This is a genomic window from Paenibacillus sp. FSL H3-0321 (assembly GCF_038002865.1).
In the GTDB taxonomy this organism is placed as follows: Bacteria; Bacillota; Bacilli; order Paenibacillales; family Paenibacillaceae; genus Paenibacillus_AQ.
This window is the reverse complement of the sequence record NZ_JBBODH010000001.1, coordinates 3,446,988-3,462,652: the sequence shown is the minus strand read 5'-3', so window position 1 is coordinate 3,462,652 and position 15,665 is coordinate 3,446,988. Positions and strand designations below refer to the sequence as shown.

Below are 15,665 nucleotides of genomic sequence, written 5' to 3'. Positions count from 1 at the left end.
ATCCTATTTTAGCCACAATCGAAGCGTTATGGGAATCAATTTGTACTCGAGTCGATCCAATTATGCGTTATTTTATTATTTTATAAAAAAGGGTTGCAAACATTCCTTCAGCATGATATATTATCTCTTGTGCTTATGAGGCATCGACGCTGAACTTGATCAGCGAAGAAGAAATAAGTTGACAAGAAATACAGAAACATGATATGATCTAATTCCTGCGCAAGAGACATAACGTTGAAAGCCGGGAGCAAGTTCTTTGAAAACTGAACAAATGGAACGCGTTAATTTTTAAAGATTCATTTAATGAATCGTCAGTTTCAAAATGAGCAATCGCTCTTTTCAATATCTTTTTCGGATGGTTATTTTCTCGAAGTGATTCGGGTGAAGTAACCGCTCGAAAAAACCAATTTGGAGAGTTTGATCCTGGCTCAGGACGAACGCTGGCGGCGTGCCTAATACATGCAAGTCGAGCGGAGTTATGAAGGAGCTTGCTCCCGATTAACTTAGCGGCGGACGGGTGAGTAACACGTAGGCAACCTACCTCTTTGACTGGGATAACTACCGGAAACGGTAGCTAATACCGGATAATTCCTTTGTTCACATGGACGGAGGATGAAAGGCGGAGCAATCTGCTACAAGGAGATGGGCCTGCGGCGCATTAGCTAGTTGGTGGGGTAACGGCTCACCAAGGCGACGATGCGTAGCCGACCTGAGAGGGTGAACGGCCACACTGGGACTGAGACACGGCCCAGACTCCTACGGGAGGCAGCAGTAGGGAATCTTCCGCAATGGGCGAAAGCCTGACGGAGCAACGCCGCGTGAGTGATGAAGGTTTTCGGATCGTAAAGCTCTGTTGCCAGGGAAGAACGTCCGGTAGAGTAACTGCTACCGGAGTGACGGTACCTGAGAAGAAAGCCCCGGCTAACTACGTGCCAGCAGCCGCGGTAATACGTAGGGGGCAAGCGTTGTCCGGAATTATTGGGCGTAAAGCGCGCGCAGGCGGCTATTTAAGTCTGGTGTTTAAACCTTGGGCTCAACCTGAGGTCGCACTGGAAACTGGGTGGCTTGAGTACAGAAGAGGAAAGTGGAATTCCACGTGTAGCGGTGAAATGCGTAGATATGTGGAGGAACACCAGTGGCGAAGGCGACTTTCTGGGCTGTAACTGACGCTGAGGCGCGAAAGCGTGGGGAGCAAACAGGATTAGATACCCTGGTAGTCCACGCCGTAAACGATGAGTGCTAGGTGTTAGGGGTTTCGATACCCTTGGTGCCGAAGTTAACACAGTAAGCACTCCGCCTGGGGAGTACGGTCGCAAGACTGAAACTCAAAGGAATTGACGGGGACCCGCACAAGCAGTGGAGTATGTGGTTTAATTCGAAGCAACGCGAAGAACCTTACCAGGTCTTGACATCCCTCTGAATCCACTAGAGATAGTGGCGGCCTTCGGGACAGAGGAGACAGGTGGTGCATGGTTGTCGTCAGCTCGTGTCGTGAGATGTTGGGTTAAGTCCCGCAACGAGCGCAACCCTTGACTTTAGTTGCCAGCAGGTAAGGCTGGGCACTCTAGAGTGACTGCCGGTGACAAACCGGAGGAAGGTGGGGATGACGTCAAATCATCATGCCCCTTATGACCTGGGCTACACACGTACTACAATGGCCGGTACAACGGGAAGCGAAGCCGCGAGGTGGAGCCAATCCCAGCAAAGCCGGTCTCAGTTCGGATTGCAGGCTGCAACTCGCCTGCATGAAGTCGGAATTGCTAGTAATCGCGGATCAGCATGCCGCGGTGAATACGTTCCCGGGTCTTGTACACACCGCCCGTCACACCACGAGAGTTTACAACACCCGAAGTCGGTGGGGTAACCCGCAAGGGAGCCAGCCGCCGAAGGTGGGGTAGATGATTGGGGTGAAGTCGTAACAAGGTAGCCGTATCGGAAGGTGCGGCTGGATCACCTCCTTTCTATGGAGAATCGTCACCTGCAACGGTGACATTCAAATCGGAAGCTTAGCTTCCAAGATACTTAACGCGTATCCATTTGTTCGGTTTTGATGGAATTTGCGGGGCCATAGCTCAGCTGGGAGAGCGCCTGCCTTGCAAGCAGGAGGTCAGCGGTTCGATCCCGCTTGGCTCCACCAACAAACTTCATCAATAGTAGTACCTTGATCCTTGAAAACTGGATACCGAAACGAATTTGCGTTTTAGAACATCTTTTAGCTGAAACTTGTGTAAACAAGTTTTAATTAATAGTGATACTAAGCGAAGGTTTTGGATTGTGAGCGACTTTTGGCTTTAAACAGACTGGCGGACAGAGTGATCTGGAAGCGCTGTTTAAAACAAGATGAGCGAATAAACCAAATACCAGAGCGATTGGTTAAGCTAATAAGAGCACACGGAGGATGCCTAGGCGCCAGGAGCCGACGAAGGACGTGGCGAACAACGAAACTGCCTCGGGGAGCTGTAAGCAAGCTTTGATCCGGGGGTGTCCGAATGGGGAAACCCAGCTGTGGTAATTCGCAGTTACTTCTCTCTGAATACATAGGGGAGATAGAGGCAGACCAGGGGAACTGAAACATCTAAGTACCCTGAGGAAGAGAAAACAATAGTGATTCCGTCAGTAGCGGCGAGCGAACGCGGAACAGCCTAAACCAAGGGGCTTGCCCCTTGGGGTTGTGGGACGTCTCACATGGAGTTACAAAGGAATATGGTAGGTGAAGAGGTCTGGAAAGGCCCGCGATAGAGGTAAAAGCCCTGTAGCCTAAACTGTGTTCTCTCCGAGACGGATCCCGAGTAGTGCGGGGCACGTGAAACCCCGTATGAATCCAGCAGGACCATCTGCTAAGGCTAAATACTACCTGGCGACCGATAGTGAAACAGTACCGTGAGGGAAAGGTGAAAAGCACCCCGGAAGGGGAGTGAAATAGAACCTGAAACCGTGTGCTTACAAAAAGTCAGAGCCCGATCTATGGGTGATGGCGTGCCTTTTGTAGAATGAACCGGCGAGTTACGTTTAACATGCAAGGTTAAGGTGAGAAGCCGGAGCCGCAGCGAAAGCGAGTCTGAATAGGGCGATTTAGTATGTGGACGTAGACCCGAAACCGTGTGATCTACCCCTGTCCAGGGTGAAGGTGCGGTAACACGCACTGGAGGCCCGAACCCACGTATGTTGAAAAATGCGGGGATGAGGTGGGGGTAGCGGAGAAATTCCAATCGAACTCGGAGATAGCTGGTTCTCCCCGAAATAGCTTTAGGGCTAGCCTCGGTGAATGGAGTGGTGGAGGTAGAGCACTGATTGGGTGCGGGGCCCGCAAGGGTTACCAAGCTCAGTCAAACTCCGAATGCCATTAACTTCTTGCCGGGAGTCAGACAGTGAGTGCTAAGATCCATTGTCAAAAGGGAAACAGCCCAGACCATCAGCTAAGGTCCCCAAGTGTGTGTTAAGTGGGAAAGGATGTGGAGTTGCACAGACAACCAGGATGTTGGCTTAGAAGCAGCCACCATTGAAAGAGTGCGTAATAGCTCACTGGTCGAGTGACTCTGCGCCGAAAATGTAACGGGGCTAAACACACCACCGAAGCTATGGCTAGATGCTTTGCATCTGGGGTAGGGGAGCGTTGTATGCAGGTTGAAGGTGTACCGTAAGGAGCGCTGGACAGCATACAAGTGAGAATGCCGGTATGAGTAACGAAAAGATCAGTGAGAATCTGATCCGCCGAAAGCCCAAGGTTTCCTGAGGAAGGCTCGTCCGCTCAGGGTAAGTCGGGACCTAAGGCGAGGCCGAAAGGCGTAGTCGAAGGACAACAGTTTGAAATTACTGTACCACCGTAATCCGCTATGAGCGATGGGGTGACGCAGGAGGGTAGTGACGCGGACTGATGGATGTCCGTCTAAGCAGTGAGGCTGGTGTGTAGGCAAATCCGCACACCATTAAGGCTGGGCTGTGATGGGGAGCGAAAATTATAGTAGCGAAGGTCATGATCTCACACTGCCAAGAAAAGCCTCTAGCCAGGAGAAGGTGCCCGTACCGCAAACCGACACAGGTAGGCGAGAAGAGAATTCTAAGGCGCGCGGAAGAACTCTCGTTAAGGAACTCGGCAAAATGACCCCGTAACTTCGGGAGAAGGGGTGCCTCGGTAGGGTGAATAGCCCGAGGGGGCCGCAGTGAAAAGGCCCAAGCGACTGTTTAGCAAAAACACAGGTCTGTGCGAAGCCGCAAGGCGAAGTATACGGGCTGACGCCTGCCCGGTGCTGGAAGGTTAAGGGGAGCGGTTAGGAGCAATCCGAAGCTGTGAACCGAAGCCCCAGTAAACGGCGGCCGTAACTATAACGGTCCTAAGGTAGCGAAATTCCTTGTCAGGTAAATTCTGACCCGCACGAATGGCGTAACGACTTGGGCGCTGTCTCAACGAGAGATCCGGTGAAATTTTAATACCTGTGAAGATGCAGGTTACCCGCGACAAGACGGAAAGACCCCATGGAGCTTTACTGCAGCTTGATATTGAATTTGGGTACGATCTGTACAGGATAGGTGGGAGCCGTAGAGGCAGGAGCGCAAGCTTCTGCGGAGGCGCCGTTGGGATACCACCCTGATCGTATCTAGGTTCTAACCTGGTACCCTAATCGGGTACGGGGACCGTGTCAGGCGGGCAGTTTGACTGGGGCGGTCGCCTCCTAAAGAGTAACGGAGGCGTTCAAAGGTTCCCTCAGAATGGTTGGAAATCATTCGAAGAGTGCAAAGGCATAAGGGAGCTTGACTGCGAGACCAACAAGTCGAGCAGGGACGAAAGTCGGACTTAGTGATCCGGTGGTACCGCATGGAAGGGCCATCGCTCAACGGATAAAAGCTACCCTGGGGATAACAGGCTTATCTCCCCCAAGAGTCCACATCGACGGGGAGGTTTGGCACCTCGATGTCGGCTCATCGCATCCTGGGGCTGAAGTAGGTCCCAAGGGTTGGGCTGTTCGCCCATTAAAGCGGTACGCGAGCTGGGTTCAGAACGTCGTGAGACAGTTCGGTCCCTATCTGTCGTGGGCGCAGGAAATTTGAGAGGAGCTGTCCTTAGTACGAGAGGACCGGGATGGACGTACCGCTGGTGCATCAGTTGTTCCGCCAGGAGCATGGCTGAGTAGCTACGTACGGACGGGATAAGCGCTGAAAGCATCTAAGCGTGAAGCCCCCCTCAAGATGAGATTTCCCAATTAGTAAGACCCCTTGAAGACGACGAGGTAGATAGGTTGGAGGTGGAAGTGCAGCAATGCATGGAGCTGACCAATACTAATCGGTCGAGGGCTTATCCAACTAGTTAAGACGCAGATTTGTTTCGGATTCAGTTTTCAGGAATTAAGGTTCCTGAAGCATTTACGCTGTAAATGCCTGTTTGGTGGCGATAGCGGAGGGGTTCCACGCGTACCCATCCCGAACACGACCGTTAAGCCCTCCAGCGCCGATGGTACTTGGACCGAAGGGTCCTGGGAGAGTAGGACGCCGCCAAGCACACAAAGCCATTGTTGATTCATTGACAGTGGCTTTTTTGTGTTTGTGCAGGGCTGTGGAAATGTTGTGGATAATTTTCAGCAAGCGCAGAAAACTTACACACATGTGGATACAATATTTGATAGGGAACTATCCCTAAATGATGTGGATGAAAGACATATTGTTGGGGATTCGTCAAGAGAAAATCCAAGTAATACACGGGTTTTGTGGATAATATGTGGAATTTGTGGATAGAGACTGTGGAATCGTGGATAACTATTTTTTACCGGAAAGATATTCTTTCCGGTTCTTTGTGCTGCTGTGTATAAGTTGTGGATAACCATTGGATTCTTTATAATCTTTCTTGGCGGATTCGCGTACCTTTTTTGGACTTGATATACTCTTGATAAGCACTATTCTATTTGATAATGAGGTGAAGGTATTGGAGATCAGGCAATTGCAGCTAGAGGATTTTGAGGCAAGCCTTGGCTTGTCCGAGTACGCTTTTCAATTCAAACTTAACGGTGACGACAGAGTAAAATCCAAACGGAAGTTCAAGCCGGAAAGAGTCTGGGGCATCTTTGAGGAAGGGGAGCTAAGTGCAGAGCTGACGCTGCTGCCTCTTCAGGTGTATGTGCAAGGCAAAGCCGTCTCCATGGGTGGGATTGCCGGAGTGGCGACATGGCCGGAGAACCGCAGACAGGGACTTGTGGCCAAGCTTTTGTCCCACACGCTGCAAACAATGAACGAATCAGGTCATACGCTTTCCTTCCTGCATCCCTTCTTGATTCCTTTTTACCGCAGGTTCGGGTGGGAGATCTACTGTGAATATAAGAAGTACACGATACCGGTGGGCAAGTTTCCGCGGAAGGCCGAAATGGAGGGGCGTGTAGAGCGCGATAAAGCAAATATTGAAGTAATGGAGCAGTTATACGGGCGCTTTGCTTCCGGGTATAACGGTACGCTGCTGCGTGATCGTGAATGGTGGGAGAACAGCGTAGTGGATGAGGATACACATCATTGTGTGTTTTATTCTGCAGCGGGTGAACCGGGAGGTTATGTGCTCTATAAAATAGAGAACAAAGAACTGGTTATTGATGAATTCATTTTTATGGACGAAGAAGCCCGCCGGGGATTGTGGACTTTTCTCGCCAACCATGATTCGATGGTCACCGCTGCGAAGTTAAACCTGGTGCCAGCAGATGATATGCTGCCGTTTTTGCTTCCGGATCCCCGTATTCCGCAGGAGAATTATCCTTATTTTATGGCGCGTATTGTTAATGCCAAAGCCTTTGTGGAAGGACTCACCTTTAAGGAACAGAGCGAGCTGCAAAAGCGCATGTTGTATATTGAGGATGAGCATGCCCCGTGGAACGAGGGGCTGTGGGAGTGGAAGGTCAATCAGCAAGGTGAGGCATCTTTAATACAAGTAAAGGATACCGGAGAGCAGGCGGATTTGCGCTGCGGCATTGGAACATTGACGGTGCTGCTGCTTGGATACAAACATCCGGAAGAATTGCATCGCTGTGGGCAATTAAGCGGCAGTCTAGAAGCTGTGGAGTGGCTGAAAGGGATTATGCCGCAGGCACGGACCGCATTATTTGATTTCTTTTAATCGTAAGCAGCTCTTCCGCGCTGAATGAAGCAGGGAGAGCTTTTTATTTTTTCATATAAAAATGCATGTTGATCCAAGGGTTACTCCGAATACAATGGCAGCAATAAGTAAAAAATAAGACTAACCACTTGGAATTCAGTGAGAATATGTTATAATATGAAAAAAGTCAAAGAAAGTCAAAGTCAACGCATCTCGAAAGCAGTCTCTCCTAAGTGTAATGGTCTGAAAGGCAGGACATTGTGTCCGATTCGCCATCAGGTGCTTGGGTTAAGTTCTTAAGAGATCACCGCCGGACGGGTGTACAGCAAGAATTACCCTAACGATTTGAACACTGGAGGATGAGTGATGCGTAATATCTCCGATATTATCGAACAATATCTGAAGAATATTTTGCATGAAAGTCCCGAAGGTACGGTGGAAATTCAGCGTAATGATCTGGCGGACCAGTTCTCCTGTGTACCGTCGCAGATCAATTATGTCATCAGTACGCGCTTTACTTTGGAGAAGGGCTATGTGGTCGAGAGCAAACGTGGAGGCGGAGGTTACATCCGGATTCAGCGCTTTGAGCTTCCTCAGAATGTGGCGCTTTACGCACATCTCAAATCCACGATAGGCAATGATATTGACCAGAATTCCGCCGAAGGGCTGATTTACCAGCTTGAGGAGGCCCTGTTCTTAACCAAGCGTGAAGCGTGTCTCATGCGCGCCGCTGTTTCCCGGGATTGTCTGACGATTAATCTGCCCTACCGGGATGAGATTCGTGCCAAGATTATGAAAGCCATGCTGATTTCTTTGCTTGGTAAATAATACGAATGGTAAGGGGGACACCGCTTATGCTTTGCCAGGAATGCGGCGTCAAACCGGCTACCCTTCATTTCACCAAAATTGTGAGTGGAGAGAAGACGGAATTTCATATTTGTGAAAGCTGTGCGCGGGAGAAGGGGGAGTTAATTCCCGGAACCGCGGGCGGGTTCTCCATTCACAGCCTGCTCTCCGGTTTACTGGATCTGGAAGGCTCCGGCAAGGAGAAATCCGCGGCAACCCAAAATGCACAGGGTCTGAAATGCGAGAATTGCGGCATGACGTATTCCCAGTTCAGCAAACTTGGACGGTTCGGCTGCAGCTCCTGCTATAAATATTTTGACAGCACGCTGGATCCGCTGTTCCGAAGAGTGCACGGCAGCACCGCTCATGTAGGCAAGCTGCCGAAACGTGCAGGGGCACAAATTATGTGCAAACGGCAAATTGATGAACTGAAGTTGGAATTGCAGCAAAGCATTATGCAAGAGGAGTTTGAAACTGCAGCCGAGCTGCGGGATCAGATCCGCCGACTTGAAAAAGAAATGGCACAAGAGTAAAGTCTTTCATATATAGGGGGGATGCGGCATGTCAAGTCTCCGGTTTACCGAACAAGCGCTTAGTGACTGGATGCGCTGCGGTGGCAGCCATTCCGAGATTGTAATCAGCAGCCGTATGCGTATCGCCCGCAATCTGGAGCACCTGCCTTTTCCTTTGCTGGCATCTGCCGAGCAGGCGGAAGAGGCGCTGGAGCAGCTGGCACCCGTGTTTCAGGGAGAAGCTGCAGCGGACTTTGGTACCTTTCAACTGCTGAAGCTGGATGAGCTGGATGAGCTGGATAAAAAAGTGCTGGTGGAGAAACATCTGATCAGTCCAAATCTAGCCAATGATTCACGGGGTGGAGCGGTCATTTTGAACGAGGATGAGTCGGTCAGCATTATGATCAATGAGGAAGACCACCTCCGGATTCAATGTCTGTTTCCCGGCCTGCAGGTTAAAGAGGCTTGGGTAAGGGCAACGGCCATCGACGATATTTTTGAGGCTTCTGTCAATTATGCCTTTGATGATAGAAGAGGGTACTTAACGAGTTGTCCCACCAATGTAGGAACCGGGCTAAGAGCTTCGGTGATGCTGCATTTGCCGGCATTGGTTATGACCCATCAGATCAACCGGATTCTATCCGCTGTAAATCAGGTGGGACTGACCGTAAGAGGGATTTATGGTGAGGGCAGCGAAGCAGTAGGAAACATCTTTCAGATATCCAACCAGATTACACTGGGACAGACCGAAAGTGAGATCATTGAGAATCTTCACAGTGTGGTCACCCAGATTATAGAGCATGAACGGAATGCCCGTGAACGCCTGCTGGTTGATTCCGCACTGCGGATTACCGACCGGATTAAACGCTCTTACGGCATTTTGTCCTATGCGGCAGTGATGGAGCTAAAAGAGTCGGCCCAGCGGTTATCCGATTTGCGGCTTGGAGTCGATTTGGGGATACTGGAAGGGCCTTCGATTTCAGTGCTGAATGAGCTGAATGTCAAGACACAGCCCGGATTTTTGCAAAAGCTGTTCGGCGATGAGCTCACGGCTACTGAACGTGATATGTACCGGGCGAAGCTGCTCCGGGAAACACTGGGATCACAACATTAATTATAGATATTTATTATTCGTGGAGGTGCAGGAGATATGATGTTTGGAAGATTTACGGAACGCGCACAAAAAGTGCTGGCGCTGGCGCAAGAAGAAGCTGTTCGTTTGGGACACAACAACATTGGGACAGAACATATTTTGCTCGGACTGATTCGTGAAGGAGACGGCATAGCCGCGAAAGCTCTAATCGGACTTGGTCTGGGTCTTGAGAAAATTCAGGATGAAGTGGAAACACTGATCGGCAGAGGACAGGAGCAGCCAACAAACATCGCGTATACTCCTCGTGCCAAAAAAGTTATCGAGTTGTCGATGGACGAAGCCCGTAAGCTGGGGCACACTTACGTCGGCACTGAGCATATTCTGCTCGGGCTTATCCGTGAAGGCGAGGGTGTAGCTGCCCGTGTACTCAACAACCTGGGGATCAGCCTTAACAAGGCCCGCCAGCAAGTGCTGCAGCTGCTCGGCAGCAGCGAAGCTACTTCCAGCCACAGCGGTGCGCCTGCTAATGTCAGCACACCAACGCTGGATGGTCTGGCCCGTGACCTTACCGCCTATGCCAAGGATGGCAACCTGGATCCCGTTATCGGCCGCAGTAAGGAAATTGAACGTGTCATTCAGGTGCTGAGCCGCCGGACGAAGAATAATCCGGTGCTGATCGGTGAGCCTGGGGTTGGTAAAACAGCCATTGCCGAAGGTCTGGCCCAAAAGATCATCAATAATGAAATTCCGGAAACGCTGCGCGACAAACGCGTAATGACTCTGGATATGGGTTCTGTAGTAGCCGGAACTAAATACCGCGGTGAGTTTGAAGACCGCCTTAAGAAGATTATGGATGAGATTCGCCAGGCAGGAAACATCGTGCTCTTCATTGACGAGCTGCACACCTTGATCGGTGCAGGCGGTGCGGAAGGTGCCATTGACGCCTCTAACATCCTGAAGCCGGCTCTGGCCCGTGGAGAGCTGCAATGCATCGGTGCCACTACGCTGGATGAATACCGCAAATATATTGAGAAAGACGCAGCCTTGGAACGCCGCTTCCAGCCAATTACGGTGGATCAGCCATCTCCTGAGGAAGCTGTACAGATTCTTTACGGACTACGTGACCGTTACGAAGCCCATCACCGGGTGAAGATCACGGATGAAGCCATCGTAGAGGCTGTAAAACTGTCCGACCGTTACATTCCTGACCGGTTCCTTCCGGACAAAGCAATTGACCTGATTGATGAAGCCGGCTCCAAGGTAAGATTGAACTCTTATACGATTCCACCAAATCTGAAGGAACTGGAAATGCGTCTGGATGATATCCGCAAGGAGAAGGATTCAGCCGTACAGAGCCAGGAATTCGAGAAGGCTGCCGCACTGCGGGATACGGAGCAAAAGATCCGCGAGGAACTGGACACGACTAAGAACCAGTGGAAAGAGAAGCAAGGCCGCACCGACTCACAGGTTACACCGGAGGATATCGCTCAAGTGGTTGCCAGCTGGACCGGCATACCGGTCAGCAAGCTGAAGGAAGAGGAAACCGACCGTCTGCTTAATATGGAGTCTATCCTGCATGAACGGGTAATCGGCCAGGATGAAGCCGTCAAGGCAGTCAGCCGGGCCCTCCGCCGGGCACGTGCAGGACTTAAGGATCCTAAACGCCCTATGGGTTCCTTCATCTTCCTCGGTCCTACCGGGGTCGGTAAAACCGAGCTGGCACGGGCGCTTGCTGAAGCAATGTTCGGCGATGAGAATGCGGTGGTCCGGATTGATATGTCGGAGTACATGGAGAAACACTCCACTTCCCGACTGGTAGGAGCGCCTCCAGGTTATGTGGGTTATGAAGAAGGCGGACAATTGACCGAGAAGGTACGCCGTAAACCATATTCCGTAGTACTGCTGGACGAAATTGAGAAGGCCCATCCGGAAGTATTCAACATCCTGCTGCAGGTGCTGGAAGACGGCCGTCTGACCGATTCCAAAGGCCGCGTGGTCGATTTCCGCAACACTCTGATCATTCTTACCTCCAATGTAGGAGCGCAGGCGATCAAGAAGAATTCGACGCTGGGCTTCACAGCGGTGCAGGATGCGGGAGCAGACTACACCAATATGAAGGGCAAGGTTATGGATGAGCTGAAGAAGAGCTTCCGTCCCGAGTTCCTGAACCGGATCGATGAGATCATTGTCTTCCACTCCCTGGAAGAAAAGCATATTGCAGAAATTGTTACGCTGATGTCCGATGAGCTGCGCAAGCGGCTGCGTGAGTACGATGTGGACTTTGAGCTGACAGAGGGAGGCAAAGCCTTCCTGGCTAAAGAGGGCTATGATCCAGCCTTCGGCGCACGTCCGCTTCGCCGGGCGATCCAGAAGCATATTGAGGACCGGCTGTCCGAAGAACTGCTGAAGGGCAACATCAAAAAAGGTGATTCCCTCAAGATTGATGAGGTGAACGGTGAGCTTGTCGTAACTACCGTTGAGCCGCCAGCAGCTTCCCTGGAAAAAGAAGTAGAAACTGAGAAATAATATCCATCTGTGAAACATAGCTCCCGCTCCTCCGTATAGAGGGGCGGGGGCTTTTTGTTGCTGTGCAGACCCTTTTGGTGATAATTCACCCGAATTTCAGGAAAGTTAATGGGATACTCCTCAAAAGTAGCTCTGAACTGACCTTTCGTTCAAGGTGCAGAAATGGTAAACTTTGAATAAGAGAAAATTATCCGCAATTTAAGCAGTTCGGACGGTAAGGAGTACACATGGCTAAACCAAAAACTAAATTTTTCTGCACCGAATGCGGCTACGAATCGCCGAAGTGGTTCGGCAAATGCCCGGGCTGCCAGGCATGGAACTCCATGGTTGAGGAGACCGAAAGCGTAGTCAAAACACAAGGAATGAATGCACCTATTTTTCAGAGTAAAGAAAAGGCGCAATCGATCATAAATATAGAAAGTGACAAAGAGCCCCGTATATTGACAGGCATCGGTGAGCTTAACCGGGTTCTCGGCGGAGGTATTGTGCCGGGATCGCTGGTGCTGGTCGGAGGCGACCCCGGCATCGGGAAATCAACCCTGCTGCTGCAGACCTCGCATGCATTGACTACTCAAGGTTTACGCGTACTGTACATCTCGGGAGAAGAATCGGTTCGGCAGACGAAACTCCGTGCCGATCGCCTCGGGGCGTTATCGGCAGAGCTGTATGTACTGTGCGAGACGAATATGGAAAGCATCGAGGAAGCCATTGAACAGATCAAACCTCAGTTCCTCGTCATTGACTCCATCCAGACGGTATTCATGCCGGAAGTGACCAGTGCACCCGGCAGCGTGACACAGGTTCGGGAATGTACGACAAGATTTATGCGAATCGCCAAAATCCGCGGGATCGCAACGGTACTTGTAGGTCATGTCACTAAGGAAGGCGCGATTGCCGGGCCCCGAATGCTGGAGCATATGGTGGATTGCGTGCTCTATTTTGAAGGAGAGCGGCATCATACGTACCGGTTGCTGCGGGCAGTCAAGAACCGCTTCGGTTCAACCAATGAGATCGGTATCTTTGAGATGGGGGAGATCGGGCTTACAGAAGTGGAGAATCCCTCCGAGCTATTCTTGTCCGAACGTCCGCTAGGTGTAGCAGGTTCCGCAGTAGTGGCGAGTATGGAAGGAACCAGACCGGTGCTTGTTGAGCTTCAGGCGCTTGTCGCTGCAACTCATTTCCCTTCCCCCCGCCGGATGTGCACAGGTATGGACCACCAGCGGATGGCGCTAATTATTGCAGTCCTGGAAAAACGGATGGGGATGTTCCTGCAGAACCAGGATGCTTATCTGAACGTTGCCGGTGGGGTAAAGCTGGATGAACCGGCAGTAGATTTGGCTGTAGCTATCAGCATTGCTTCCAGCTTCCGCGATATATCAACCAAGCCTTATGATGTCTTCTTTGGTGAAGTCGGTCTCACCGGTGAGGTCAGGGGGGTCTCACGCGCGGAAATGCGGGTGAAGGAAGCGTCTAAGCTTGGCTTCCGGAGAGTGATTATGCCAGAGAAGAGCATGAAAGGCTGGAAACATCCGCAGGATATCCAGATTATTGGCGTCAGTACCGTAGCAGATGCACTATCGGTCGCGTTAGATTAGGGGGCATAGGAAGATGAAAGAATATAATCAATTAGATAATATGAATGATCTGCTGAGGATGGCGGCACCCGGAACTCCCTTCCGGGAAGGTCTGGAGAATGTGCTGCGTGCAAAGACAGGAGCTTTGATTGTTGTCGGATACAGCCCGGAGGTGATGGAAGTTGTCGATGGGGGATTCTCCATTAACTGCGATTTTTCACCCAATTATTTATATGAATTAGCCAAAATGGACGGAGCCATTATTCTGAGCGAGGATTTGAAACGGATACTGTACGCAAATACGCAGCTCATTCCCGACTCCTCCATCTCCTCCATTGAGACAGGGATCCGCCACCGTACTGCAGAGCGTGTCGCCAAGCAGACGGGCAAGCTGGTAGTATCCATTTCCCAGCGGCGGAACATCATTACCTTGTATCAAGGTTCCATCCGTTATGCGCTTAAGGAGATTGGGGCAATTCTGGCCAAAGCTAACCAGGCCATACAAACCCTGGAGAAGTACAAAGCAGTACTTACCCAGGGCTTAACGAACCTTTCCGCTTCTGAATATGAAGGCATCGTTACCGTGGCCGAAGTAGTCGGGGTGATCCAGCGTGTGGAGATGGTGCTGCGCATTAAAATGGAAATCAAGCGCTATATCAACGAACTCGGCAACGAAGGGCGCTTGATCAGCATGCAGATGGAAGAACTGGTCGGAAATACAGAGGAAGAAGCATGGCTTCTGTACAGAGACTATGCAAGAGAGGAACAGGAGGACAAAATCCGCGAAATTATTGCCGGCCTCAAACGTTCCAGCGACGATGAGCTGATGGATGACAATCATATTGCCCGTCTGCTCGGCTATTCCTCTACAGCAATTGCCTCCGAGGAAGTTGTTACTCCGCGCGGGTACCGGCTGCTTAATAAGATTCCACGCCTGCCGAATGTGATCATCCACAATCTGGTGGAGCGCTTCGAAATGCTGCCGAATCTGATGACCGCGAGCATCGCGGAACTCGATGAGGTGGATGGAATCGGAGAGGTTCGGGCACGAAATATCCAAGACGGACTTAAACGCCTGCAGAAACAAGTTCTTATTGACAGGCAAATGTAAATAACATACAATCACGTAATATTGAAGAAGTTAGGCTCAAAGTAATAAAATAGAGGTGAAGAAATGATACAAAAATCAATTCCGAGTCTTTTTACCATTGGTAACCTGATGCTTGGAATGTTTGGTATCATGATGGCGTTTGACGGCAAGCTTAGCATGGCCGCTATCATGGTGATTATCGCTATGCTGCTTGACGGACTAGATGGCCGTGTAGCGCGGGCGCTGGGCTGCGAGAGTGAATTTGGCAAAGAGCTGGATTCCCTATCCGATGTCGTATCCTTTGGTGTGGCACCTGCGCTAATTATGTATCTTACAAGCCTGCAGGATTTGAGTTCTGCGCTCGGCTGGACTGTAACAGCAATATTCCCGGTATTCGGGGCGCTGCGGTTGGCCCGTTTTAATGTCCGCCCGGGAATCCCCGGATATTTTGTCGGTTTGCCTATTCCTGCTGCAGGTGGCGTGCTCGCCACACTGGCCCTTTTTCATAAAGATGTTTCCGCTCCATTCATGATTGTTGCCACTTTGCTCTTATCTTATCTGATGGTCAGTACAGTCAAATACCCTAACTTCAAGAAGATCGGACTGCCCAAAAAAGCGGTCGTTGGTGCGCCGTTAGTGATTATTGTGGCGGTAGCAGTAGCAGTTGTGTTCCCGGAGCAGATTGCCAAGATGATCTTTGGACTGCTCGCACTGTATGCTTTGTACGGATTTAAGCATAATATTGACCGGCTCACGGCACGTCGCCGTCACCGCCGCAGAAGACGTTCGGAAGACAAGATCTATCACTCCAAGAACGGGTAGCATGCAAGTTATTCCTCTAGATGATAATTCCTTTATATATACCAAAAAGGCTTTGCCCTCCCTGACCTCAGTGGACGGCAAAGCCTTTTTCGGCTGAACGTATGAAGAAAGCATACAAGAGCGTCTGCAGTCATGA

8 protein-coding genes, 1 tRNA gene and 3 rRNA genes are annotated in these 15,665 nt (G+C 50.7%); all 12 read left to right on the top strand.

The annotated features are described in order from the left end of the window. The first annotated feature begins 405 nt into the window (after positions 1-405). The 12 genes from MHI45_RS15370 (at position 406) to pssA (ending at position 15,529) form a co-directional block, all read left to right on the top strand. Positions 406-1,961: ribosomal RNA gene (locus MHI45_RS15370) — 16S ribosomal RNA — on the top strand. Between the two features lie 100 nt (positions 1,962-2,061). Further along, a tRNA-Ala gene (locus tag MHI45_RS15365) sits at positions 2,062-2,137 on the top strand. Between the two features lie 234 nt (positions 2,138-2,371). Beyond that, a 23S ribosomal RNA gene (locus MHI45_RS15360) occupies positions 2,372-5,298 on the top strand. A gap of 78 nt (positions 5,299-5,376) precedes the next feature. Further along, a 5S ribosomal RNA gene (gene rrf / locus MHI45_RS15355) occupies positions 5,377-5,493 on the top strand. The 16S, 23S and 5S rRNA genes sit together here with 1 tRNA gene alongside, the layout of an rRNA operon. Before the next feature lie 421 nt (positions 5,494-5,914). Continuing rightward, positions 5,915-7,087, top strand: a complete 1,173-nt coding sequence (locus MHI45_RS15350; RefSeq protein ID WP_076112968.1) for a GNAT family N-acetyltransferase — start codon at positions 5,915-5,917, stop codon at positions 7,085-7,087. 345 nt (positions 7,088-7,432) lie between these two features. Continuing rightward, positions 7,433-7,894, top strand: a complete 462-nt coding sequence (locus MHI45_RS15345; RefSeq protein ID WP_038597151.1) for a CtsR family transcriptional regulator — start codon at positions 7,433-7,435, stop codon at positions 7,892-7,894. 26 nt (positions 7,895-7,920) lie between these two features. Then, the gene (locus tag MHI45_RS15340; protein ID WP_076112967.1) at positions 7,921-8,445 is read left to right on the top strand and encodes a UvrB/UvrC motif-containing protein; all 525 of its coding nucleotides are present in this window, start codon (positions 7,921-7,923) and stop codon (positions 8,443-8,445) included. 28 nt (positions 8,446-8,473) lie between these two features. After that, positions 8,474-9,538 carry a protein arginine kinase gene (locus MHI45_RS15335; protein WP_038597147.1) on the top strand — a complete coding sequence of 355 codons (1,065 nt, stop codon included), beginning with the start codon at positions 8,474-8,476 and terminating at the stop codon, positions 9,536-9,538. 36 nt (positions 9,539-9,574) lie between these two features. Continuing rightward, on the top strand, positions 9,575-12,043 hold the full coding sequence (gene clpC / locus MHI45_RS15330; RefSeq protein WP_038597145.1) for an ATP-dependent protease ATP-binding subunit ClpC: 2,469 nt from the start codon (positions 9,575-9,577) through the stop codon (positions 12,041-12,043). Between the two features lie 227 nt (positions 12,044-12,270). After that, positions 12,271-13,638, top strand: coding sequence for a DNA repair protein RadA (radA, locus tag MHI45_RS15325; protein WP_038597143.1), 1,368 nt, complete (start codon positions 12,271-12,273; stop codon positions 13,636-13,638). Positions 13,639-13,651: 13 nt separating this feature from the next. Next, positions 13,652-14,728: a DNA integrity scanning diadenylate cyclase DisA gene (disA, locus tag MHI45_RS15320; protein WP_038597139.1), complete on the top strand. Its 1,077-nt coding sequence runs from the start codon at positions 13,652-13,654 to the stop codon at positions 14,726-14,728. Positions 14,729-14,791: 63 nt separating this feature from the next. Continuing rightward, on the top strand, positions 14,792-15,529 hold the full coding sequence (gene pssA / locus MHI45_RS15315; RefSeq protein WP_038597137.1) for a CDP-diacylglycerol--serine O-phosphatidyltransferase: 738 nt from the start codon (positions 14,792-14,794) through the stop codon (positions 15,527-15,529). The last annotated feature ends 136 nt before the right edge of the window (positions 15,530-15,665 follow it).

What these genes read in the sequence shown, in the direction of transcription:
- MHI45_RS15345 (WP_038597151.1), top strand. Translation starts at nt 7,433, where the DNA reads ATGCGTAATATCTCCGATATTATCGAACAATATCTGAAGAATATTTTG.
- pssA (WP_038597137.1), top strand. Translation starts at nt 14,792, where the DNA reads ATGATACAAAAATCAATTCCGAGTCTTTTTACCATTGGTAACCTGATG.
- MHI45_RS15335 (WP_038597147.1), top strand. Translation starts at nt 8,474, where the DNA reads ATGTCAAGTCTCCGGTTTACCGAACAAGCGCTTAGTGACTGGATGCGC.
- MHI45_RS15340 (WP_076112967.1), top strand. Translation starts at nt 7,921, where the DNA reads ATGCTTTGCCAGGAATGCGGCGTCAAACCGGCTACCCTTCATTTCACC.
- radA (WP_038597143.1), top strand. Translation starts at nt 12,271, where the DNA reads ATGGCTAAACCAAAAACTAAATTTTTCTGCACCGAATGCGGCTACGAA.
- disA (WP_038597139.1), top strand. Translation starts at nt 13,652, where the DNA reads ATGAAAGAATATAATCAATTAGATAATATGAATGATCTGCTGAGGATG.
- clpC (WP_038597145.1), top strand. Translation starts at nt 9,575, where the DNA reads ATGATGTTTGGAAGATTTACGGAACGCGCACAAAAAGTGCTGGCGCTG.